The organism is Variovorax sp. H27-G14 (genome assembly GCF_046156345.1).
GTDB lineage: Bacteria > Pseudomonadota > Gammaproteobacteria > Burkholderiales > Burkholderiaceae_C > Variovorax.
In genome coordinates this window covers 136,730-159,298 of the sequence record NZ_JAYLVN010000010.1, presented here as the reverse complement: position 1 = coordinate 159,298, position 22,569 = coordinate 136,730, and the positions used below count along the sequence as shown (strand labels likewise).

The following is a 22,569-nucleotide window of genomic DNA, read 5'->3' as shown; positions in this document are numbered from 1 at the left end:
GAGCGACTTGGCTCGGCCATGCTCACTCGCTCAGGTCGCCCAGCAGGCCCCGCTGGCCGTTGTCGAACCACGCCGAATCGAAGCCGTCCGCCAGCAGGATCGGCTTCACGGTGCTGGTGCCGGCTTCGTTCAATCTGCGCAGGTACTTCACCAGCGTTTGCGCGTCTTCCGTGAGGATGTGCGTCAACGATTCACAGATGGCCTGGGCAATCAGCTTGATGTCGTCCTTGACGGCGCTCCGGTCGTCGCCTGCATCGCGCTGGAGATTGCGCATGAGCAACCCAGCGGTCATGGCGTGATCGATGTTGAACGGAAGCACCTCGAAATTGCGCAACGGCAAATCGGTCACGGCCTGCTTGACCTGAAACTCCGAAGCCGCAACGGCCGACAGATACAGCGGCACACCACGCTTCAACGCTTCTCGAAGGTAATTGACCGCGGTTGGGTGATGCGCACGCGCCGGGTCGGCCAGCGAGATCAGGTAGCTCGTGTCGAGCAGGATCGCGCTCATTCCTTGCTGCCCCGAAGTTCGTCGACCCATGCTCCTGCATCAGGCACATCGCGCCAGGCCTTGGCCCCGCGTTGCGTCAGGCGGTCGAGGTCTTTTTCGTCGAGCCGGCTTTCATGCTCGACGAACTCCAGCAGCCTGGCACCCCGGTACTCGCGCGTCATGACGTTGTATTCGGCAACGATGCGGATCATTGCCGGCTTGTAGAGGCGGTTGGCCTTTTCATCCCGCAGCATTCCACGGGCTGCGTCGACCAGCAGCACCTTGCCATCCGGCAGACGAATGTGAGCGTTCGGTTTGGTGTGCCCGCCCATGTCCTCGATCTCGCCGCGCACATAGCGCTCGACCCGCACCCACTGGTCTGCATCGTCGGCCCTGAAGTCGGATTCGGCACTGATGACGATGGCCGCCGGCAAAAAATCTGCCGCGATGCTGACGCGCCAGCGACGGCTGCCGCGCGCACTTTTCTGCCAGCGCTCGATCACCGCGCGCCGCTTCAGCGCAATGCCATCCATCTCCTGGCTGCTCGCAAGCTTTCGCAGATCGTTCAGCAGGACGGGATGGGCTGTGGGAGACGTGCGGATGGCAAGCGACCCCTTTTCGATGGAGACATCGAGCGCACTGGTATCGACGTCGTTGCTGTCGCCGCGCAGAAATTCATCCACGTCCCTGGCAAAGGCGCGCAACACGGACAGCGGCACACGGTTGGGCGAGATTTCATATCCAGCCGACTCATCGTGCAAAGCAATCAGCAACTCTTGCGCTTCCATCGGGGCATTCTAGGTTCCGAAGCCGTTTGCTTACAGGGGGCGCAGGCCTGCACCTTCAGGTCGTCGTCTGCACATGCAACCGGCTGGTCTTGCAGCGGTGCAGCGCGCGGTAGTGCTCCAGCGGCCGGCCGTTTGCGCCGTACGCAATCGATTCGATGCGCAACAGCGGCTCCGGCGTGGGCAGGTTCAGCAGTTCGCAGGTGGCTGCATCGGGCAGCACCGCGTCGATCCAGCGCTCGGCGCGCACCAGGCGCAGCCCGTACTGGCGGCGCAGCACGTCGTACAGCGAGCGGTCGTCCAGGCGGGTGCGGTGCAGCCCTGGCGCCAGGTCGGCGGGCACCACGGTTTCCACCAGCAGGCGCAGTTCGCCGTCCACGCTGCGCAGGCGCTTGAGTGCCACCACCTGCGTGTCGTCGGTGAGGCCGAGCGAAGCGGCCTCCTGTGCGGTGGGCGCGCGCAGTTCCTGCGTGAGGATCTGCGTGCGCACCGAGCGGCCCTTGCGCTCCATTTCGTCGGAGAAGCCGAGCACGGTAGAGACGAAGTCTTCGTCGCGCTCGCGCGCCGAAACGAAGGCGCCGCGGCCCTTGATCTTGTAGATGAGGTTGTTGCGCACCAGGTCGGCCAGTGCCTCGCGCACCACGATGCGCGAGATGCCGAACTGATCGCCCAGCTCGGCCTCGGACGGCAGCTTGGCGCCGATGGGCAGCACGCCCTGCAGAATTTGCAGGCGCAGCGCGTCGCGGAACTGGGCCCAGAGGGGAGATTCGGAGCTGCGGTCGAGCACGGTCGAAATGTCGGTCGGAGAGTTCATGTCAGTGTTTCGTCACGCGGTCTTGGGTTTTGTTTGGCGCTGCTGTTCGGGGTCAGTGCACAGGCCACCGGGTGCTCCCCTCCGCGAATGTCCCCCGGCCTGCGGCCTCCTCCTTTATTTCGCTGCGGGGAGCACCCGGTGCCCTGTGCACCTGGACACGCTCTGAGCGCGCGCTGATCAACCGGTGCTCTGAACACGCTCGCGCCGATGGTGTGCTCTGCGCAGCGAAATAAAGGAGGAGGGGCGCAGCCCCGGGGGACATTCGCGGAGCAGAGCACACCGTCGGCGTGAGCGCGCCCTGAATGACGCACGTCAAACACAACCCGGCGAACAGCAGAGCAAGGTTTCATTTCAAGACTGGCCAAGGACCGAGCTGGTCATCAATGATGCATCGAACGGGGAAGCCGCTTCGGGCGCCACCGCAGACAGACGCACGCCGTGCCGCTCGCGCAGCGCGGTCGCGCAGGCTTGCAACTCCTTGTGCGCCTGCGCCGCATCCCAGCCCAGTGCCTCCGCCGCGATGCCGGCCATTTCAGCCAGCGCGGCATCGGTGACAAGGCCACGAATCGCCAGCAGCGTGCGTCGGATCACAAGGTCGTCGAGGTGCATCACGCCCGTCTCGAGACAGAGATACGAAATTTCGGCGACCGAATAGTCAGGCGCATGCCGCAGCGGCACATCGCCCGATGCGCCCAGCCTCTGCGCCAGCGGCAGCGCCTTGGTGCCATAGCGGCGCAGCAAGGCCTGCGCACGCGCACGGCCCACGCCCGACGACGTCACCATGCGCTCGATGAAGCGCTCGGTGGCAGCCGCGTCGGCCGGCAGCTCCGCGCCGCCGCCGATGGGAATCGACGCGGTCGACGCGGTGCGCGGGCGGCCCAACTGCCGCAGCACCTCGTCGGTGGCCTCTTCGGCCAGCGCGCGAAAAGTCGTCCACTTGCCGCCGACCAGGCCCACGATGGGAATGTCGCGCGTCGCGTTCGGCGCATCGACCACCACCGAGTGGTCGCGCGAAATCTGCCCGGGCTTGTCGGCGTCGGAGCGCGCCAGCGGGCGCACACCAACGTATGTGTACACCACGTTGCCGCGGCCGAACGACAGCTTCGGGAACACCTCGGACAGCACGTCGAGCAGGTAGTCGACCTCGGCCGGCTCGGTGCCGATCTGGTCGGGGTCGTCCACCGGAATGTCGGTGGAGCCGACCAGCACGCGGCCCAGAAAGGGGTAGACGATGCACACGCGCCCATCGACCGCCTCGAAGTACGCCATGCGCCCTTCGAGCGCATCGCGCAGCGCGGGATGGTCGAGCACCAGGTGCGAGCCCTTGGTGCCCATCACGCGCGGACCCTTTCCACCATTCCCAACATTTCCCACATTTCCACCAGCCCCGCCCAGCACCGCCGTGCTGCGGTCCAGCCACGCGCCGCTGGCGTTCACCACGGTGTCGGCCGTCACCCGCACCAGCGCACCGGTGATCTCGTCGCGCAGCGTGAGGATGTTGCCCGCGCAGCCCATCACGCGGCAGTGGTTCGACGCGGCCGAGCGCGGCTGGTCTCGGCAGGCGTCGCCAATGAGCTCCAGCACCAGCCATTCAGGGTGGCTGATCCACGCGTCGAAGAAGGTCGCTGTCCAGCGCACGGCGGCGCGGAACAGGCCGCGGTCGTTCGCGGGCACGCGGCTGATGCGGTGGTTGGGCATCACGCGCTGGCGGCGGCCCAGCAGGTCGTACAGCCGCAGGCCCGCGGCCACGGCCAGCAGGCCGCGTGTGCGCTGCGGCGGCGTGCGGCCGAAGAACTTGAGCGCGCTGCTCATCACCCCGCCGAAGAAGCTCGACAGCGGCACCACCGTCTTCAGCGGCTGCACCAGGTGCGGCGCGTTGCGCAGCAGCAGGTTGCGCTCGCGCGTGGCCTCGGCCACCAGCGAGAAGCTGCCGTTTTCCAGGTAGCGCAGGCCGCCGTGGATCATGCGCGACGGCGCGCTGCTGGCGCCCGCGCTGAAGTCGCCCTTGTCGACGATGAGGCAGTCGACGCGCTGCAGCGACAGGTCGCGAAACACGCCCACGCCGTTGATGCCGGCACCCACGATCACCGTGGAAAAATGGCGGCCTGCCAAGGCAGCGGGACGCACGAAGGGCAGTTGCCAGGCGCTCATTTCGCGGCTCCCGACAGGTGGCTGAACACAGGGGACATGGTGTCGATCAGTTCGTTGAAGCTGGCGTTGAAGTCGGCATGGGCACGCGCCTGCGCGGCGTCGGGTTCAACCATGTCGCAGGGCGCGAGCAAGGCGCTGCCTTGTTCGGCGTGGTCGATGTCTTGCGACATGGCGGCGTAGAGCGCGGCGCCGCGCGCGCCGGTCTCGTCGTCGGCACAGCGCTCGACCGGGTGGCCGAGCAGGCCGGCCAGCAGGCGCACGAGGCGCGTGTCGCTGGCGCCGCCGCCCAGCACGGTCGATGCGGACACGGGCAGCCCGCAGGCGGCCAGGCGTGCCGTGTGGCGCGCATGCAGCGCCGCCACCGCATCGACCACCGCGCGCGCCATGTCGCCGCGCGTGTGGTGGCTCTTCAGGCCGACGAAGCCGGCCGTCACACCTGCGTCGCCGCCACCGTTGACGAACGGCAGAAAGCGCAGCCCGCCGGCACCCAGCGGCACCGACATCGCCAGGTCGACCACCGCGCGCGCATCGGGCAGGCCGAGCACGCCGGCCAGCCACGCGATGTTGGCCATCGACGACGGGCTGTTCTCCATGTACAGGCGTTTGTCGGCGCGGGCGAAATTCACCACGGCGGCCACGTCGGGCTTGGGCTCGATCACCGGGCCGATCACCGCGTTGACGCACCAGGTGCCGAACACCTGCACCGCGCGCCCTCGCCCTTCGGCGCAGATGGCGGTCATGGAGGCCAGCAGGTCGATGGCGCCCATGGCCACCGGAACGCCGGCGGGCAGGCCGCACAGCGCGGCTTCGGCAGGCCGCAGCTTGCCGATGACCTCGCCGCTGCGCACCAGCGGACCGAAGGCGTGCGGCCCCAGGTCGGCGATGCCCGAGGCGTCGAAGGCCGCCTGCGACCACGTGCCCGTGGCAATCGACACCAGCCCCGCGGTGCTCGCGTCGCTCGCGTCGGTCGCGATCTCGCCGGTCAGCAAGAAGCCGAGGTAGTCCTTGGCGAACATCAGCCTGCGCACCGTGCCGCGCTGCACGGCGTCGGTGCCCAACAGCTCGGCCGCGATCACGGTGGGCTGCCCCGGCCACGGCCGGCAGCCGACGTCCGCGAACAGCGCATCGCCATGGTGCAGCGCCAGCGAGCGCGCCCGCGCGTCGGCCCGCTGGTCGGTCGATGCGATGGCCCTTCCGCCGACGAGTTCGTTGCGCGCATCGAGCGCATAGAGGCCCGCGCCGTGACCGGTGCAGCCGATGGCGCGCACCTCGGCCACGCGCTCGCCGAGCTGGTGGGCGACGTCGCGCAGCACGTGCGTCAGGGCGGCGCGAATGGCGGCGGCGCTCACCTCGCAGCCTCCGCCGGGCAGCCGGTCGTGTGGCAATGGCATGCGTGAAAGGGCGATGGCCCGGCCGTTCCCAGCGTCAATGGTCCGGCCGTTCCCGGCCTCGAGGGCCAGGGCTTTCAGGCTGCTCGACCCCATGTCGATGCCGATCAGTATGTTGGGCTTCATGTCATAACAGCTTCGACTGAATAAAAGCACGTTGCCAGTAGCGTTTCCCCTAGTTATCTAGCTAAACGACCAGCGCTTACATTCTAGCCTGTCATAACAACTGTCGTGACAACGAGGATCAGAGGGCTGCCCTGAAAAGCGGCTTCGCAAGCTGTGCCACTCAACGTGAGGAGACAAAAAATGAGGCGTAATTTCCTGAAGTCCGCGGCGGCTGCCGGCATCGGCCTGGCCGGTGCCAGCGCGCTTGCGCAGCAGCAGTCGGCGGCCCCCGGCGCGGGCGCGGGCCTGCGCGGCAACGCCAGCGACGTCTACGTGATGAACGTGATGGTGTCGGGTGTGGAGTATTGGTTTCCGGTCTACGAAATGATGAAGCAACTCGGTCGCACGCTGGGCGTTCGCACCCGCTACACCGGCACGCCGGAGTACGACGTGAACAAGCAGCTCGCGTCCTTCGAGCAGGAGCTGGCACGCAAGCCCGCGGGCATCCTGCTGCACCCGATGAACCCCGACCCGTTCATCGAGCCCATCAACCGCGCCGCAGCGATGGGCATCCCGGTGGTCACCTTCGCGGCCGACTCGCCCAACTCCAAGCGCACCTCGTTCATCACCTCGGACAACGACCGCGAAGGCACGCAGGCCGCCGATGCCATTGCCGCGTCGCTCAACGGCAAGGGCGAATACGCCGTGCTGGAGAACCCGGGCCAGGACAACCACGACCGCCGCATCGCCGCCTTCGTGAACCGCATGAAGGCCAAGCACCCGGGCATGAAGCTGGTGGGCCGCGCCGCCAGCAACCAGGACCCGAACAAGGCCTACCAGGCGGTGCTGAGCCTGGCGCAGGCCAACCCGAACCTGGGCGCGCTCTTCATGCCCGAGGCCAACTCGGCGCTGGGCGCGGCGCAGGCCAAGGTGGAGAGCAAGAAGAACATCAAGGTGATGTGCTGCGACGTGAACGCCAAGATCCTGGACATGATCAAGTCGGGCGACGTGTTCGGCTCCATCAACCCGAACCAGGGCATGCAGGGCTACATGGGCATGATGATGTTGTTCCTGGCGAAGAACCCCACGCTCATCGACCCGATGAACGACGCCAAGCGCAACGGCACCAACCCGATGGCCGTGCCCTTCCTGGACAACGGCCTGGCGGTGGTGAGCAAGGCCAACGCCGACGACTTCTACTGGGACAAGTACCTCGCGCGCCGTGGCACCAAGGGAATCGGCGAGTGAGCCAGGCGAACGCAGCAGCCCCGGAAACGGCAATGGGCGCCCTGCTCCAGTTGCGTGGCATCAGCAAGCGCTTTGGCGCTTCGCGCGCGCTCACGGGCGTGGACTTCTCGCTGCAGCGCGGCGAAATCCACGCGCTGTGCGGCGAGAACGGCGCGGGCAAGTCCACGCTGATGAACATCATCGACGGCATCCACCAACCCGACGAGGGCAACATCGCGCTCGACGGGCAGCAGGTGGTCATCGACGGCCCGGCGCATGCCATGCGCCTGGGCATCGGCCTGGTGCACCAGGAGATCGCGCTGTGCGGCGACGCCACCGTGGCCGAGAACATCTTCATGCCGGAAATCAATGCCGGCAAACACGCGTGGATGAACTACGCCAGCCTGAACGCGCGCGCCGCCAAGGTGCTGCAGCGGCTGGGCCAGCACATCGACCCTGCGTGCCTGGTGAAGGACCTGAGCATTTCCACGCAGCAGCTCATCGAGATTGCCAAGGCGCTCACGCTCGACTGCAAGGTGCTCATCCTCGACGAGCCCACCGCCGCGCTCACCGACAACGAATCGGCTGCGCTCTTCAAGGTGCTGCACGACCTGCAGGCGCAGGGCATCGGCATCATCTACATCAGCCACCGCATGGCCGAGATCTTTGCGCACTGCACGCGCGTGACGGTGCTGCGCGACGGGCGCAACGTGCACAGCGGCCCGCTGGCCGAGCTGGACGCCGACGGCCTGGTGCGCCGCATGGTCGGGCGCGACCTGGGCAACTACTACCCGCCCAAGCAGCACGACGCCACGCACGGCGAGCCGGTGCTCGAAGTGCGCGACATCGCCGACGGTGGGCGCGTGCATGGCGTCTCCTTCACCGTGAAGCGCGGCGAGATTCTGGGCATTGCGGGCCTCATGGGCGCCGGGCGCAGCGAGCTGGCCGAAACCGTGTGCGGCCTTCGACCGGCCACGCGCGGCACGGTACGCCTGCGCGGCAAGGCCCTGAGCATTCGCAAGTACAGCGACGCGCTGCGTGAAGGCATCGCCTACCTCAGCGAAGACCGCAAGGCGGCCGGCGTGTACCTGGACCTGCCCATTGCACAGAACATCGCCTCTATGGCGTTGAAGCGCGTGAGCTCGCGCTTCGGCCTGCTGCAGCGCGCGGCCGAGCACAAGCTGGCGGTGGAGCTGGGCGCCAAGCTCAGGCTGAAGTCCGACGGGGTGGACATCGACGTGGCCAGCCTGTCGGGCGGCAACCAGCAGAAGGTGGCCATTGCCAAGCTGCTGGCAACCAACCCGACGGTGCTGCTGATGGACGAGCCCACGCGCGGCGTGGACGTGGGCGCCAAGTCGGAGATTCATCACATCCTGCGCGAGCTGGCCAGCCAGGGCGTGGGCGTGGTGGTGATCTCTTCGGAGCTGCCAGAAATCATCGGGCTGTGCGACCGCGCACTGGTGATTCGAGACGGCCGCTTGGCCGGTGAAGTGCAAGACGACGACATGACGGAAGAGGCCCTGCTGCGGCTGGCCTCCGGACTTTGCGAACAGGAAACAGCATGAACTACCCGGCACAACTCGACGCGGGCGCCAGCACGGCAGGCCTTGCGCCCTTGCAAGGCGGCGGCACCGTGAACCCCACACACAAACCCGCCAACAAGCTCACCAGCATGCGCGAGATGGGCCTGCTGCTCATCATCGCGGTGCTGTGCGTGGGCATGAGCTTTGCCTCGCCCTACTTCCTGACCTGGGACAACGTGCGCGCGATGCTGCTGTCGTTTTCCATCGAAGGCATCGTGGTGGTGGGCATGACCATTCTGCTGATCGTGGGCGGCATCGACCTGTCGGTGGGCTCGGTGGTGTGCTTCGCGATGGTGGTGACGGGCAAGCTCTTTCTCATGGGCCTGGACCCGTGGACGGCCGGGCTCATTGCCATTGCCGCGAGCGCGGGCGTGGGCGCCCTCATCGGCGGGTGCGTCACGCGCATCGGGCTGAACCACTTCATTGCGTCGCTGGCGTTCATGGTGATCGTGCGCGGGCTGTGCCTGGCGCTCACGCAGGGCACGCCGCAGTCGCTGTTCTCGCTGCCGGCGGAGTTCAAGTTCATCGGCCAGGGCACGCTGTTCGGCGTTCCGGCCGTGATCCTGATCTTCGTGGCGATCGTGGTCATCAGCGACTTCGTGCTGCGCCGCTCCACCCTGCTGCGCCGCGTGTTCTACACAGGCAGCAACGAGAAGGCCGCGCTGTATTCGGGCATTCGCGTGGGCAACGTGAAGTTCTGGGTCACGGTGCTGTGCTCGGCCTCGGCCGGCCTGGCGGGCGTGATCTACACCGCGCGCTTCGGCGCCGCCACGCCCACCTTCGGCGTGGGCATGGAACTGAACGTGATTGCCGCCGCGGTGATCGGCGGCGCCAGCCTGAAGGGCGGCTCGGGCACGGTGCTGGGCGCCGTGCTGGGCCTGGCGCTGCTGTCGGTGGTGACCAGCTCGCTGATCCTGCTGGACGTGTCGCCTTACTGGCAGGACGTGATCAAGGGCCTCATCCTGCTCGCGGCCGTGACCATCGACCACATCATGAACACCCGAAAGACCAAGCGATGAACGCAGCAATGAAGAAGACCACCCTGGGCCCCTCGGGCATCGAATGCTCGGCCATCGGCCTGGGCACCTGGGCCATGGGCGGCTGGATGTGGGGCGGCGGGGACAACGCGGCCGCCGCGCTGGCCATTCAGGCCTCGCTGGACGCGGGCGTGACGCTGATCGACACCGCGCCGGCCTACGGGCTGGGCCGCTCCGAAAGCATCGTAGGCACGGCGCTGAAAGGCCGGCGGCACGAGGCCGTCATCGCCACCAAGTGCGGGCTGGTGTGGCACACGCAACAGGGCACGCACTTCTTCGAAGAAGACGGCCACCCGGTGTACCGCTACCTGGGCCGCGAGTCGATCATTCACGAGGCGGAAGAAAGCCTGAAGCGCCTGCAGACTGACTACATCGACCTGTACATCACGCACTGGCAGGACAGCACCACGCCGGTCGAAGAGACCATGGCCACGCTGCTGGAGCTCAAGAAGCAGGGAAAGATCCGCGCCATTGGCGTGAGCAACGTGAGCCCCGAGACGCTGGCCGAGTACCTGAGGTACGGCCCGGTCGATGCCGCGCAGGAGCGCTACAGCCTGATCGACCGAGAGATCGAGCAGACGCTGGTGCCGCTGTGCGCCGCGCACAACGTGGCGGTGCTGGGCTATTCGTCGCTGGCGCTGGGCCTGCTGGCCGGCCCCATCGACCCCGCGCGCCAGTTCACCGGCGACGACCAGCGCGCCAGCAACCCGCGCTTCAGCACGCAGAACCGCGCAAAGCTCAAGGCCTTCTTCGAAGCGCTGGAGCCGCTGCGCACGCAGCTCGAATGCTCGTTCGGCCAACTCATGATTGCGTGGACGCTGGCGCGCGGCAGCGTGCAGGTGGCGCTGTGCGGCGCGCGCGTGAGCAAGCAGGCCGTGGAGAACGCGGCCGCCGGCGCGGTGCACCTGCACGAAGACGCGCTGCAACTCATCGACGCCGCCGCGGGCCAGCACCTGCACGCGTTGGCCTGACCCCCTTCACTCTCAACACAAGGAGCTCTTTCGTATGTCGAAGGACAAGACCGCACGCCTGAACCGGCTGCTGAACAACGGGCGCTGCCTGGACATCGCGCTCGACCACGGCGTGTGCAACGAGCCCTCGTTCCTCAACGGGCTGGAAGACATGCCCGCCATCGTCGAGAAGCTGGTGGCCGCTGGCCCCGACGCCCTGCAGCTCAACTACGGCCAGGCCGACCTGCTGCAAGACCGCCCGGGCCGCGACAAGCCCGCGCTGGTGCAGCGCATCGACATGGGCAACCCCTACAACGCTACCGCGCACCGCGTGATGTGGGCCCTGCTGCAGAACGAGCACGACCCGGTGCTGCCCGCCGTGCAGCGCGACGCCGCCTGCGTGGTGGTGAACCTGTTCATGCTGCCGAACGAGCCCGAACTGTTTCGCCAGTGCGTGCAGAACATTGCGCGCGTGCGCGCCGACTGCGACCGCTACGGCATGCCGCTGATGATCGAGCCGCTGGTGATGCGCCCGCACAGCGAGCAAGGCGGCTACATGGTCGACGGCGACGCAGAGAAGATCGTCACGCTGGTGCGACTGGCGCGCGAGATGGGCGCCGACATCGTCAAGGCCGACCCCACCACCGACCCCGCCGAGTTCCACCGCGTGGTGCAGGCCGCGCGCTGCCCCGTGCTCGTGCGCGGCGGCGGGCGCGAAGACCTGCAGCAGGTGTTCGCGCGCTCGCGCGTGCTGATGGACCAGGGCGCGGTGGGCATGGTGTACGGACGCAATGTGTACCAGCACGCCAACCCGTCGGCGGTGGTGGAGGCACTGATGGCCATGATCCATCGCGGCGCCAGTGCCAAGGCGGCCTGGGACATCTACGAGTCGGGCGGCACGGCGAAGAAGTGAGCTGAGGCGAACTGAAACGGCGACGTAGCGCCGTCAAAAAAAAGAGGTGGGAGCAGTGAGGAGAGGCTGTACGGCCGGCGACGGACTCGTCGCCGGCCGGGGTGCGCCCTGCGCGCTCGCTTTGACAAGTGAACCTTGCACAACAACCTGGAGGCGACGATGAAGATCCGGTATTACCTGATGGCGTTGATGGTGCCCTGCGTCACATTGCTGACGCATGCGGCAATCACGGGGGTCAGTCCGATGACGACCCTCGACAACATGGCGTCGGCGGTTTCCGCGGCCGTCGCCGACCCGCTCCCCTTGCAGGGACCAGGCCTGGGCAACCTCACCTACACCTCGGCGGAACTGTTCAAGCCGGTGTCCATGATCACCAGCCCGGCGCACCCGCTCGACTCGGCGCACAGCAGCGCCTACGAGTCGCGCGAGGTGCCGGCCACGTACCCGGGCCGCAAGGACTACGGCATGAACGCCGGCATCATGCTCAACGGCTACTTTCTCACCTCGTTCGCGCCCGACAGCGGCCTTGGCCCGGGCGGCTTTCTGCTGTACGACGTGTCGAACCCTCGCCAGATCCAGCTGGTCAAGAAGATCTACGAACCCGAAGCCCGCACCAAGGAGTTCCGAGAAACCCACTCCTTCGGCACCGCCAAGATCGCAGGCAAGACCTACGTGGTGCTGCCCAGCATCAACGGCGTCGAGTTCTGGGACTTCACCGACATCAACGACATCAAGCAGGTGAAGAAGCTGGCGCTGCCCGGCGTCAATGGCGGCGACTATGAAGACGTGAGCTGGCAGCTGTGGTGGCAGGCGCCCTATCTGTATGTGGCGTCGGCGGGCCGGGGCATCTTCATCGTCGATGCGCGCGACCCGGCCAACGCGTTCGTCGCCAACCGCGGTGCCGGCAAGCCCAACCCGGTGCCCACGGGCGAGCTGGGCAACTTTCGCGTCGGCCCGATCTTCACCATGGGCAACACCATGGTGCTGACCGCGATGGAAAGCAACGGCGGCTTCTCCAGCCTGGACATTTCCGACCCGCTCAACCCCAAGGTGCTGGACGCCATCGTCGGCAGCACGCCCTTCTACTACGCCACCTGCTTCGACGGGCGCAACCTGCACGCGTCCGCGCGCAACGCCGGCGCCAGGATGTACAGCTACGACTTGAGCGACCGCACGCACTTCGTGGCGGAAGACAACCGGCTGGTCATCGACGAGCAGCTGTACTGCGCCACGCAGGACAACTACGTCATTCAGGGCGCGCAAACCCGCATCCACAAGGTCGACGTGAGCAATCCGCTGAACCATGTGGAGGTGGGCCGCGGCAGCATCCTGCGCGAGGACGACCCGAACTTCACGCACTCAGACAACGGCCAGGTCGCGATGTTCGGCAACCTGGTGTTCGTGGGCAACGACCACGGCTCTGGCAGCGGCTTTGTCGTGCATGCGGTGGACCCCGACATCACCAAGCCCGAGGTCAAGCAGGTCTCGCCCGCCAACGGTGCCAAGCAGCAGGCGCTGACCTCGCGCATCGGCCTGGGCATGACCGACAACATCCGGCCCGAGAGCGTGAATGCCAACACCTTCATCGTGCGCCCGGTGGGCGGCAACACGCTGGCGGGCACTTACAGCGTGCAGCTGGGCATCGTCAACTTTTCGCCCGACGTTCCGCTGTCGCCCGGCACCAGCTATGAGGTGTTTCTGCCGGCCAACGGCATGAAGGACTATGCGGGCAATGCCATTGCGGCCGACTACAAGTCGACCTTCAACACCGGCAACGCGACCGACATCAACCTGATGCACTACTGGCCGCTGGCGGGCAACCTGGGCGACCCGATCGGCAGCAACAACGGCACGCCGGGCTCGGACGCGTTCGAGAGCATCGGCCTGAACTTTGCGAACCGCACGGCGGGCGTGCCGCTGAAGAACGATTCGGTCGCCACCGTGCTGGGCAGCACCGCGTCGCTGAGCTTCTACATGAAGACCACCCAAACCGGCGGCGCCAATGCATGGAGCGCCCCAGGCATCTTCGGGCGCGACCAGGTGAGCGGTGCGGACGATGTGTTCTGGGGCTGGCTGGACAGCGGCGGGCGCATCAAGCTGTCGGTGGGCAACGACGCCGGCACCACCTCCACCGCGGTGGTGAACGACGGCACCTGGCACCACGTGGTGCTCACGCGCGACGCGGCCTCCGGCGCGCAGGCCGTGTACGTCGACGGCGTGAAGACCACGTCCGCCGGACTCACGGGCAACAAGGGCCTGACGAACAAGTTCAACCTGCTGGGGCAGATCCAGGGCAACGCCGCGCTGTTCAAGGGCGTGCTGGCGGAGGTGCGCGTGTACGGGCGCGTGCTGGCCGACACCGAGGTGAATGCGCTGCGCGGCCAGGCCGTCATCGGCGACCCCGGCATCGGCGGCGGGCCGAAGGTCGTCAACGGCCAGGTGGTGTTCAACCCCGCCACGCTGGGCAGCGGCGGTGCGCAGTACCGCTGGAACCTTGGCAACGGCACGCAGACCGCTTTCTCGAACCAGCCGAACTACACCTACACCTACGCGACCCCCGGCCACTACACCGTGACGCTGACGGTAAAGGATGCGAGCGGCCGCGAGACCTTCTACACCTACAACCTCACCGTGATCGCGCCGGTCACGGCGCAGGCACCGACGCACACCACCAACATCGCGGGCGATGCCACCTCGGTGTATTCGGTCAACCCCGACAGCGGCACGGTCGCCGCCATCGACGCGCAGACGCTGGCCAAGCGCTGGGAGACGCGCGTGGGCGACGAGCCCAAGACGCTGGCCGTGGGGCCCGACGGGCGCATCTGGGTCACGGTACAGGGCGAAGACAAGCTGGTGGCGCTCAACGCGGCCGACGGCACCGTGTCGGCCAGCGTGCCGCTGGCGTACGGCAGCGGCCCCTACGGCGTGGCCTTCACGCCCGACCGCACCAGGGGCCTGCTGACGCTGGAGAGCAAGTCGGTGCTGATGAGCTTCGACCCCGGCACCGGCGCCACCACCGGCGCGGTGTCGCTGGACGGCAACCTGCGCGGCATTGCGGTCAACTCCAACTCGCAGGTGGCCTACGTGACGCGCTTCAAGTCGAAGATGACCGGCGGCCAGCTGCACAAGGTGAACCTGCAGAGCATGAGCGCCATGAGCACCATCGCGCTGCCGGTGGACACCACCACGGTGGACACCGAGAGCCGTGCGCGCGGCGTGGCCAACTACCTGAGCCAGGTGGTGATCTCGCCGGACGGCACGCGGGCGGTGCTGCCTTCGAAGAAGGACAACATCGTGCGCGGCAAGTTCAGGGACGGCAACAACCTGGAGCACGACAAGACGGTGCGCTCCATCTTGTCGCAGGTCGACCTGCAGGCGGCCGCGGAGGTGTTTGCCGAGCAGATCGACTTCGACGACCGTGCACCGGCGCGCGCCGCGCTGTTCACGCCGGCGGGCGACTATCTGTTCGTGGCGCAGATGGAGGGCAACCGCGTGGCCATCGTCGATCCGTACAGCCGCACGGTGCGCGGAGAAATCAACGCCAGCAGCGCGCCGCACGGCCTGTACCTGGACGCGACGCGCAAGCGCCTGTTCGTGAACAACTTTTTGGCGCGCTCGGTGTCGGTGCACGACGTGGCGCTGGTGCTCACGTCGGAGTCGGCCGCGCCGACCTTTCTGCAGAACGTGTCGACGGTGGCGCAGGAGCCGATGGCAGCCGCGGCGCTGCGTGGCAAGCAGGTGTTCTACAACGCCTCCGACCGGCGCATGAGCAAGGACAACTACATCTCCTGCGCCAGCTGCCACGCGGACGCGAGCGACGACGGCATGGTGTGGGACTTCACGCAGCGCGGCGAGGGCCTGCGACGCACCATCACCCTGATGGGGCGGCGCGGCATGGGCCACGGCAACCTGCACTGGACGGCCAACTTCAACGAGCTGCAGGACTTCGAGAACGACATCCGCAACGAGTTCGGCGGCACGGGCTTTTTGACGAATGCGGACTTCGCGGCCACGTCCGATCCGCTGGGCGCGCCCAAGGCCGGCAAGAGCGCGCAGCTGGACGATCTGGCGGCGTACCTCACGTCGTTGAACAAGTACATGCGCAGCCCGGCGCGTGCGGCGGACGGCAGCCTGAGCGTGGACGCGGCGCGGGGCCAGGCGCTGTTCGCTTCGGCGCAGTGCGTGACCTGCCACACCGGCGCGACCTTCCGCGACGGGATGCGGCATGACGTGGGCACGGTGCAGCTCTCATCGGGCAAGGGTATCAACCAGCCGCTGGCGGGCGTGGGCTTCGACACGCCGACGCTGCTGGGCAGTTGGAACACGGCGGCGTTCTTCCACAACGGTCAGGCGGCCACGTTGCAGGACGTGCTGGCCAGCGGGCACGGCAATGCCAGCAGTCTGCCGGCCGCCGACGTGGTGGCGATTCGCGAGTACGTGCGCTCGCAGGACAGCGACCCGACGCCGACGATCACGCGCATCCGTTCGAACCTCAACCCGACGATGTGCGTGAACATCAAGGCGGTGTCGACGGCGAGCGGCGCGCTGGCGGTGCAGTGGCCGTGCGGCAATGCGAACAACGAGAAGTTCACGGTGACGAGCCTGTCCGGTGGCTATGTGCAGTTCAAGGCCGAGCACAGCGGTCTGTGTCTGGCGCAGAACGGCACTGCGGCGACGAATGCGCCGGTGGTTCAGTTGGCCTGTTCGGCGGGCGACACGACGCAATGGAGCCTGGTGGGCAACTCCCTCAAGAACCGCGGCTCGGGGTCGTGTCTGGACGTGCCTGGCAGCGCGACCGCGCAGGACACGGCGCTGATCACCTGGACCTGCAACGGGGGGACCAACCAGGGTTGGACGCAGTTGCCCTAGCAACCGGTTTTTGGTTTGTTCACGGCCGGGCAGGGGACCCTTCGGGGTTTTCTGCACGGCTTTTTTTGTGGGCGCTGCTGCTGTTCAGGGCGCGTGCACAGGCCGCCGGGTACTCCCCTCCGCAAATGTCCCCCGGGGCTTCGCCCCTCCTCCTTTATTTCGCTGCGGGGAGTACCCGACGCCCTGTGCACCTGGGCACGCTCTGGGTGATCGCGCGATCAACCCCGGCTCTGAAAACGCTCACGTCGATGGGGTGCCTTGCGCAGCGAAATAAAGGAGGAGGGGCGCAGCCCCGGGGGACATTCGCGGAGCAAGGCACCCCGTCGGCGTGAGCGTCGCCCTGAACTGAACCCTACCGACCCGAACCGAAGCACATCACCTCCCACGTCATGGACCCCGCGCACCCGGTGCGGGAAAGTACCTCCATCGATCAACCCACCAGGAGAAAACACCATGACCGGCTTCAACATCCTTCCCCTCGCAGTCGCCCTGCTGATCGGCATCGCCGCACTCGGTTCGTGCCTTGGCATCGGGCTGGTCGGGCAGAAGTTTCTGGAAAGCACCGCGCGCCAACCCGAAATGGTCGACACGCTGCAGACCAAGTTCTTCCTGATCGCAGGCGTGACGGACGGCGCCTTCATCATCGCGACCGGCATCGGCCTGTGGTTCGCCACCGCAAACCCCTTCGGCTGAACACGGTTCCAGGCCCCTGAAATCACCCCGGACAAGAGGGTCTCCGCACCAGGAAGTGACACGACCCACTGGCACCATTCGTGCTAGCACCGTTGACACCGAATTGTTTATGGTTAAAGTATTTAGCTATCAACGGTTCGATGTCGCCGGTGCCGCGCAAAGCGGTGCCGGCGCGTCGTTTCACCCTTCCTCTGCCGGAGAACCCATGAGCCAACTGTCCCCGAAGTCGCCCGCGCTGCCGCGCACCCTGCTCTCGCTGCTGCTGTGCGGCGCGGCCCTTGGCACCTCGCTGTCGGCCATGGCCGCACCGGTGAAGGTGGGCTTGGCCCTCGACATCTCAGGGCCATTCGCGGCGCTGGGCGCCGAGGCGCGCGACGGCTTCGCGCTGGGCATCAAGCAACTGGGCGGCAAGCTTGGCGGGCAGGACGTGGAGTTCATCCAGGCCGACATGGCCGGCAGCCCCGACCAGGCCAAGCAGCTGGTCGACCGCATGGTCCAGCGCGACAAGATCGACATCTTCAGCGGCCCCATCGGCTCCAACGTGGCGCTGGCCGTGGGCCCCACGCTGTTCAACGCCAAGGTGCCGTACCTGTCGGCCAACGCCGGCCCGAGCCAGTTCGCGGGTGCGCAGTGCAATGCGTACTTCTTCGGCACCGCTTACCAGAACGACCAGTTCCACGAGGCCGCCGGCAAGTTCGCGCAAGACCGCGGCTTCAAGAAGATCGTGCTGATCGCCCCCAACTACCCCGCCGGCAAGGACGCGCTGGGCGGCTTCAAGCGGCAGTTCAAGGGCCAGGTGGCCGACGAGCTGTACACCAAGCTCGGCCAGATCGACTACGCCGCCGAGCTCGCGCAGCTGCGCGCGGCCAAGCCCGACTCGATCTACTTCTTTCTGCCCGGCGCCATGGGCATCAACTTCATCAAGCAGTTCGTGGGCGCGGGCCTGTCGAAGGACATCACGCTGGTCACCAGCGGCTTCTCGGCCGACGAGGACGTGATCGGCGCCGTGGGCGATCCGATGCTGGGCCTGTTCAATACCTCGCACTGGGCGCACGACCTGGACAACGCGGCCAACAAGTCTTTTGTGGCGGCGTTCCGCAAGGAATACAACGGCCGCTACCCGTCGGTGTACGCGGCACAGGCCTATGACGCGATCCTGGCGATGGACGCGGCCGTGAAGCAGTCGGGCGGCAACGCGCAGAACCGCGAGGCCGTGGTGGCCGCGCTGAAGAAGGCCAACTACGCATCGACGCGCGGCAACTTCAAGTACGCGAACAACCACTTTCCGATCGAAAACTTCTACCTGCGCGTGGTCGGCAAGGACGCACAGGGCAAGGTCACGAACAAGCTGATCAATACGGTGCTGACCAACTACGGCGACTCCTACGCCGACAAGTGCCAAATGAAGTGACTCGCCCCCAGGCGGGATAAAGCTCGCCCCAGGCTTCGCGGCACTTCGTGTCCGCTTCTCCTACCCCCTACCGGGGGCAACACCTGAGGCCCGGCAGAGCCGGTTCCTCGGTGTTTCTTGAACAAAAACCGCGGGCAATCCAGTAGGTTCTATGAGTGGAATTCTTGTTCTCGAGCAGCTGCTCAACGGCCTCGGCTATGGGCTGATGCTGTTCCTGCTGGCCGCGGGGCTCACGCTGGTGTTCGGCATCATGGACGTGCTGAACCTCGCGCATGGCTCGCTGTTCATGGCGGGTGCTTATGTCGCGGCCGAGGCGCACACGCGCACGGGGTCGTTCACCGCGGCCATCGTTATTGCGGTGGCGGTCACGGTGGTGGTGGCGCTGCTGCTCGAAGTGCTGCTGATGCGCCGCCTCTACACACGCGACCACCTCGCGCAGGTGCTCGCCACCTTCGGCGTGATCCTGGTGGCCGACGACATCGTGAAGATGGTGTGGGGCCCGTCGCCGGTGATGGCACCGACGCCGGCCGCGCTGTCGGGGCCCATCGAGCTGATGGAGGGCCTGCCCTACCCGGCCTACCGCCTGGTCATCCTCGCGGGCGGCCTGCTGGTGGCCTTGGCGCTGTACCTGCTGGTGAACCACACGCGCATCGGCATGCGGGTACGCGCGGGCGCGTCCGACCGGCCGATGGCCGAGCTCATGGGCGTGCGCGTGGGCCGCATCTTCAACGGCGTGTTCTTGCTGGGTGCGGCGCTGGCCGCGCTGGCGGGCGCGCTGATGGGGCCGATCGTGGCGGTGCAGGTCGGCATGGGTGAAGCCATCCTGATCCCGGCGCTGGTGGTGCTGGTGATCGGGGGCATCGGGTCGGTGCGCGGCGCCTTCGTGGCCGCACTGCTGGTGGGCCTGGTCGACACCGTGGGGCGCGCCTTTGTGCCGATGCTGCTGCGTGCCACGCTGCCGCCGGCCACCGCGGCCGACCTGGGCCCGCTGTTCGCCGAAGTCGCGATGTACGCGCTGATGGTGGTGGTCTTGATCTTCCGGCCTTCAGGGCTGTTCTCGGCACGCGCATGAAGCCTTCTCTTTTTTCTTCACGCTACATCGGCGTCGGCCTGCTCTTCGTGCTGCTGGCGGCGTTTCCGCTGGTGGCGCCGCTGTTCGGGCTCGAGTTCTACATCGGCTTTGTGCGGCGCGTGCTCATCGTGGCGCTGGCCGCGGCCAGCCTGAACTTCATCCTCGGCTTCGGCGGCATGGTGGCGCTGGGGCATGCGGGCTTCATCGGCATGGGCGCTTACACGGTGGTGGCGCTCAGCGACGCGGGCGTGGTGTCGGGCTGGCTGCTGTGGCCGGCCGCGGCCCTTGTCGCGGGCCTGGTGGCCGCGCTGATCGGCACGGTGGCGCTGCGCACGCGCGGCGTGTACTTCATCATGACCACGCTGGCCTTCGCGCAGATGCTGTACTTCGTGGTGGTGTCGCTGCGCAAATACGGCGGCGACGACGGCTACACACTCATGAGCCGCCCTACGCTGCTGCCAGGGCTGGACTTGGGCAACGAGTCGACCTTCTACTGGGTGGTGCTGGTGGTGGTGGCGCTGGCGCTGGGCTGGCTGCACCGCGCGACGCAATCGCGCTTCGGTCATGCGCTCATGGGCATTCGCGACAACGAGACACGCATGCGCGCGCTGGGCTATCCGGTGTTCCGCCTGCAGCTGGTGGGCTTTGCCATTGCGGGCGCCATCGCGGGCCTGGCCGGTGCGCTGCTGGCCGGTGGCAACGGGTTCGTGAGCCCGGCCACCATGCACTGGACGCAGTCGGCCACGCTGCTGGTGATGGTGGTGATCGGCGGGCTTGGCCGCAGCTGGGGCGGGCCGGTGGGCGCCGTGGTCTGGCTGGTGTTGGAAGAAGCGCTGAAGCAGCACACCGAGCACTGGCACATGCCGTTGGGGCTGCTGCTGATCGCGGTTGCTCTGTGGGCGCCCAAGGGCTTGGCCGCGCTGTACAAGCGCCGCTTGCCCCTCACCCCAACCCTCTCCCCGGAGGGGCGAGGGAGCAAGACGACCGCGCGAGGGAGCGAGTCATGAGCCTTTTCAGAATCGAAGGTTTGGTCAAGCGCTTCGGCGGCCTGCTGGCGACCGACCATGTGAACCTCACGGTCGAGCGCGGCGAAGTGCATGCGCTGATCGGGCCGAACGGCGCGGGCAAGACCACGCTGGTGAACCTCATCACCGGGCTGCTGAAGGCCGACGCCGGCCGCCTGCTGCTCGACGAGCGCGACATCACCGCGCTGAAAGACCACCAGCGCGTGGCCGCCGGCATGTCGCGCTGCTTTCAGGTGACGCGCGTGTTCCCCAAGGAAACCGTGCACGACAACCTGATGCTCGCCGCGCAAGCGCATGCGGGCAGCAGCCTGCGCTTCATGGCGCCGCGCGCCAAGGAACGCGACCTGGTCGATCGCGCCGTGGCGCTGGCCGACCGCGTGGGCCTGGGCAGCGAGCGCGAGCGCATCGCGGGCACGCTGCCGCACGGCGCGCAGCGTGCGCTGGACGTGGCGCTGGCGCTGGCGGCCGAGCCCAAGCTGCTGCTGCTCGACGAGCCGATGGCGGGCATGGGGCCGGACGAATCGGCGCGCATGGTGGAGCTGATCGAGTCGCTGCGCGCATCGATGGCCATCCTGCTGATCGAACACGACATGGACGCGGTGTTCCGCCTGGCCAACCGACTCACGGTGCTGGTGCAGGGCAAGGTGCTGATGAGCGGCACGGCCGAAGAAGTGCGGGGACACCCCGACGTACAGGCCGTGTACCTGGGTACCGAAGCAGAAGGCCATTCATGAGCGGCGCGAACCCCACATTGCTGGAAGCCAAATCCATCGAGGCCGGCTACGGCGCCAGCCAGGTGCTGTTCGGCATCGACATCGACATCCGCCCCGGCGAAGTGCTCGCCCTGCTCGGGCGCAACGGCATGGGCAAGAGCACCTTGCTGAAGGTGCTGACGGGCACGCTCTCGCCGATGCGCGGCAGCGTGCACTTCGACGGCGCGGCCATCGGCGGCCACAAGCCCGACGCCATTGCGCGGCGCGGCGTGGCCATCGTGCCCGAGGGCCGGCATGTGTTTCCCAACCTCAGCGTGGACGAGCACCTGCGCGCCTTCGCACGGCCACGACCGGGCAGCGCGCCGCGCTGGACGAGCGAGGCGCTGTACGGGCTGTTCCCGCGCCTTGCGGAGCGCAAGGCCAACGCGGGCAACCAGCTCTCGGGCGGCGAGCAGCAGATGCTGGCCATTGCACGGGCACTGTCGACGCACCCGCGCCTGCTGATCCTCGACGAAGCCACCGAAGGCCTGGCCCCGGTGATCCGCGAAGAAATCTGGAACTGCATTGCCACGCTCAAGGCCGAGGGCGAGGCGATTCTGGTGGTCGACAAGTACGTGCAGCGCCTGATGCCGCTGGCCAACCGCCATGTGATTCTGGAGCGCGGGCGCGTGGTGTGGCAAGGCGACTCGGCCGCGCTGGACGCGGACCGCTCGCTGTGGACGCGGTACCTGGGTGTGTAGGGGCCGAGCCCAGGCAAGGCAGCCGCAGCCGGAGGACGCGCACCCAGCGCGCGCAACGCCACCACGAAGACCACCCCAGCGCATGCGGCGATGCCCGCCGCCATCGGCAACGGCCTGCATTGCGCAGCGCATCGGCTACCAGTCTGAAACGGCGTTCAGCGCGGCGTTCCGGCGCACGGTGGGTGAAAGCCCGGGACGCTTTCGCACGCTCAGCCGAAGCGAGCGCGCTGCAAGCCCCTGACCCTCAGCGGACGACGCAGTCCACCCCGCCCGACTTGGGGGGTGTGCTGCTTGTCTGCGCGGTCGTGCTCGAACTGAAAGAAGGCGGCGGCGTGAACTGGACGGCCGGGTTCTTGGGAATAAGGACAGGCGGCTGCGTTGGCGAGGCGACGAAACCGAACTGGCCCGCGGCAAAGTTCGTGCTGCCGCCCTTGTTGGCGAGCACGATCTGCCCATCGGTCACCGACACGTACAGGCCCGGTGCCAGGCCGCCCGGGGGCACCGGCGACCCGATCTGCGCGAAGGCCGAGGCAGCAGGGGCCAGCATGCAGAAGGCGCTGAAGGCACAGAAGAAGAGTTTGTTCATCGAGGTCTCGCTGCGTG

The 22,569-nt window shown here is 67.3% G+C and carries 18 protein-coding genes; 12 read left to right on the top strand and 6 right to left on the bottom strand.

The window, feature by feature from the left end; translation table 11 throughout:
* Positions 1–22 precede the first annotated feature (22 nt).
* The 5 genes from VLK31_RS22485 to VLK31_RS22465 all read right to left on the bottom strand — a co-directional run bounded on the left by VLK31_RS22485 (position 23) and on the right by VLK31_RS22465 (position 5,754).
* On the bottom strand, positions 23–511 hold the full coding sequence (locus VLK31_RS22485; protein ID WP_409170666.1) for a type II toxin-antitoxin system VapC family toxin: 489 nt from the start codon (positions 509–511) through the stop codon (positions 23–25).
* Entirely contained in the window at positions 508–1,278 is a 771-nt protein-coding gene (locus VLK31_RS22480) for a hypothetical protein (RefSeq protein ID WP_409170665.1), read from the bottom strand. Before VLK31_RS22480 ends, VLK31_RS22485 begins: the two co-directional genes overlap by 4 nt.
* Before the next feature lie 55 nt (positions 1,279–1,333).
* Positions 1,334–2,089 (bottom strand): GntR family transcriptional regulator, encoded by a 756-nt coding sequence (locus VLK31_RS22475; RefSeq protein ID WP_409170664.1) that lies wholly within the window; start codon positions 2,087–2,089, stop codon positions 1,334–1,336.
* 351 nt (positions 2,090–2,440) lie between these two features.
* Complete coding sequence (locus VLK31_RS22470; protein ID WP_409170663.1) at positions 2,441–4,240, bottom strand: glycerol-3-phosphate dehydrogenase/oxidase; 1,800 nt, start codon at positions 4,238–4,240, stop codon at positions 2,441–2,443.
* Positions 4,237–5,754, bottom strand: coding sequence for an FGGY family carbohydrate kinase (locus tag VLK31_RS22465; RefSeq protein WP_409170662.1), 1,518 nt, complete (start codon positions 5,752–5,754; stop codon positions 4,237–4,239). Before VLK31_RS22465 ends, VLK31_RS22470 begins: the two co-directional genes overlap by 4 nt.
* 180 nt (positions 5,755–5,934) lie before the next feature.
* Here VLK31_RS22465 and VLK31_RS22460 point away from each other — a divergent pair, with 180 nt between their 5' ends.
* The 12 genes from VLK31_RS22460 (at position 5,935) to VLK31_RS22405 (ending at position 21,966) form a co-directional block, all read left to right on the top strand.
* Positions 5,935–6,981, top strand: coding sequence for a substrate-binding domain-containing protein (locus tag VLK31_RS22460; RefSeq protein WP_409170661.1), 1,047 nt, complete (start codon positions 5,935–5,937; stop codon positions 6,979–6,981).
* Between the two features lie 32 nt (positions 6,982–7,013).
* Positions 7,014–8,525 (top strand): sugar ABC transporter ATP-binding protein, encoded by a 1,512-nt coding sequence (locus tag VLK31_RS22455; protein ID WP_409170660.1) that lies wholly within the window; start codon positions 7,014–7,016, stop codon positions 8,523–8,525.
* The gene (locus VLK31_RS22450; protein ID WP_409170659.1) at positions 8,522–9,562 is read left to right on the top strand and encodes an ABC transporter permease; all 1,041 of its coding nucleotides are present in this window, start codon (positions 8,522–8,524) and stop codon (positions 9,560–9,562) included. Before VLK31_RS22455 ends, VLK31_RS22450 begins: the two co-directional genes overlap by 4 nt.
* Before the next feature lie 8 nt (positions 9,563–9,570).
* A complete protein-coding gene (locus tag VLK31_RS22445) occupies positions 9,571–10,551 on the top strand; it encodes an aldo/keto reductase (protein ID WP_409170658.1) in 981 nt (326 codons plus the stop codon).
* Positions 10,552–10,585: 34 nt separating this feature from the next.
* The gene (locus VLK31_RS22440; protein ID WP_409170657.1) at positions 10,586–11,443 is read left to right on the top strand and encodes a class I fructose-bisphosphate aldolase; all 858 of its coding nucleotides are present in this window, start codon (positions 10,586–10,588) and stop codon (positions 11,441–11,443) included.
* Between the two features lie 159 nt (positions 11,444–11,602).
* On the top strand, positions 11,603–16,312 hold the full coding sequence (locus VLK31_RS22435; protein WP_409170656.1) for an Ig-like domain-containing protein: 4,710 nt from the start codon (positions 11,603–11,605) through the stop codon (positions 16,310–16,312).
* A gap of 453 nt (positions 16,313–16,765) precedes the next feature.
* Positions 16,766–17,005 (top strand): F0F1 ATP synthase subunit C, encoded by a 240-nt coding sequence (atpE, locus tag VLK31_RS22430; protein ID WP_409170655.1) that lies wholly within the window; start codon positions 16,766–16,768, stop codon positions 17,003–17,005.
* 205 nt (positions 17,006–17,210) lie between these two features.
* A complete protein-coding gene (locus VLK31_RS22425) occupies positions 17,211–18,416 on the top strand; it encodes an ABC transporter substrate-binding protein (protein ID WP_409170654.1) in 1,206 nt (401 codons plus the stop codon).
* 151 nt (positions 18,417–18,567) lie between these two features.
* On the top strand, positions 18,568–19,488 hold the full coding sequence (locus VLK31_RS22420; protein ID WP_409170653.1) for a branched-chain amino acid ABC transporter permease: 921 nt from the start codon (positions 18,568–18,570) through the stop codon (positions 19,486–19,488).
* Positions 19,485–20,495, top strand: a complete 1,011-nt coding sequence (locus VLK31_RS22415; RefSeq protein ID WP_409170652.1) for a branched-chain amino acid ABC transporter permease — start codon at positions 19,485–19,487, stop codon at positions 20,493–20,495. The genes VLK31_RS22420 and VLK31_RS22415 overlap by 4 nt, the downstream gene beginning before the upstream one ends.
* Positions 20,492–21,247, top strand: a complete 756-nt coding sequence (locus tag VLK31_RS22410; protein WP_409170651.1) for an ABC transporter ATP-binding protein — start codon at positions 20,492–20,494, stop codon at positions 21,245–21,247. Before VLK31_RS22415 ends, VLK31_RS22410 begins: the two co-directional genes overlap by 4 nt.
* A 17-nt stretch (positions 21,248–21,264) precedes the next feature.
* Positions 21,265–21,966 (top strand): ABC transporter ATP-binding protein, encoded by a 702-nt coding sequence (locus tag VLK31_RS22405; RefSeq protein ID WP_409170738.1) that lies wholly within the window; start codon positions 21,265–21,267, stop codon positions 21,964–21,966.
* A 244-nt stretch (positions 21,967–22,210) separates the two neighbouring features.
* Here the strand turns inward: VLK31_RS22405 and VLK31_RS22400 are convergent, their stop codons facing one another.
* Complete coding sequence (locus tag VLK31_RS22400; protein ID WP_409170650.1) at positions 22,211–22,552, bottom strand: hypothetical protein; 342 nt, start codon at positions 22,550–22,552, stop codon at positions 22,211–22,213.
* Positions 22,553–22,569 lie beyond the last annotated feature (17 nt).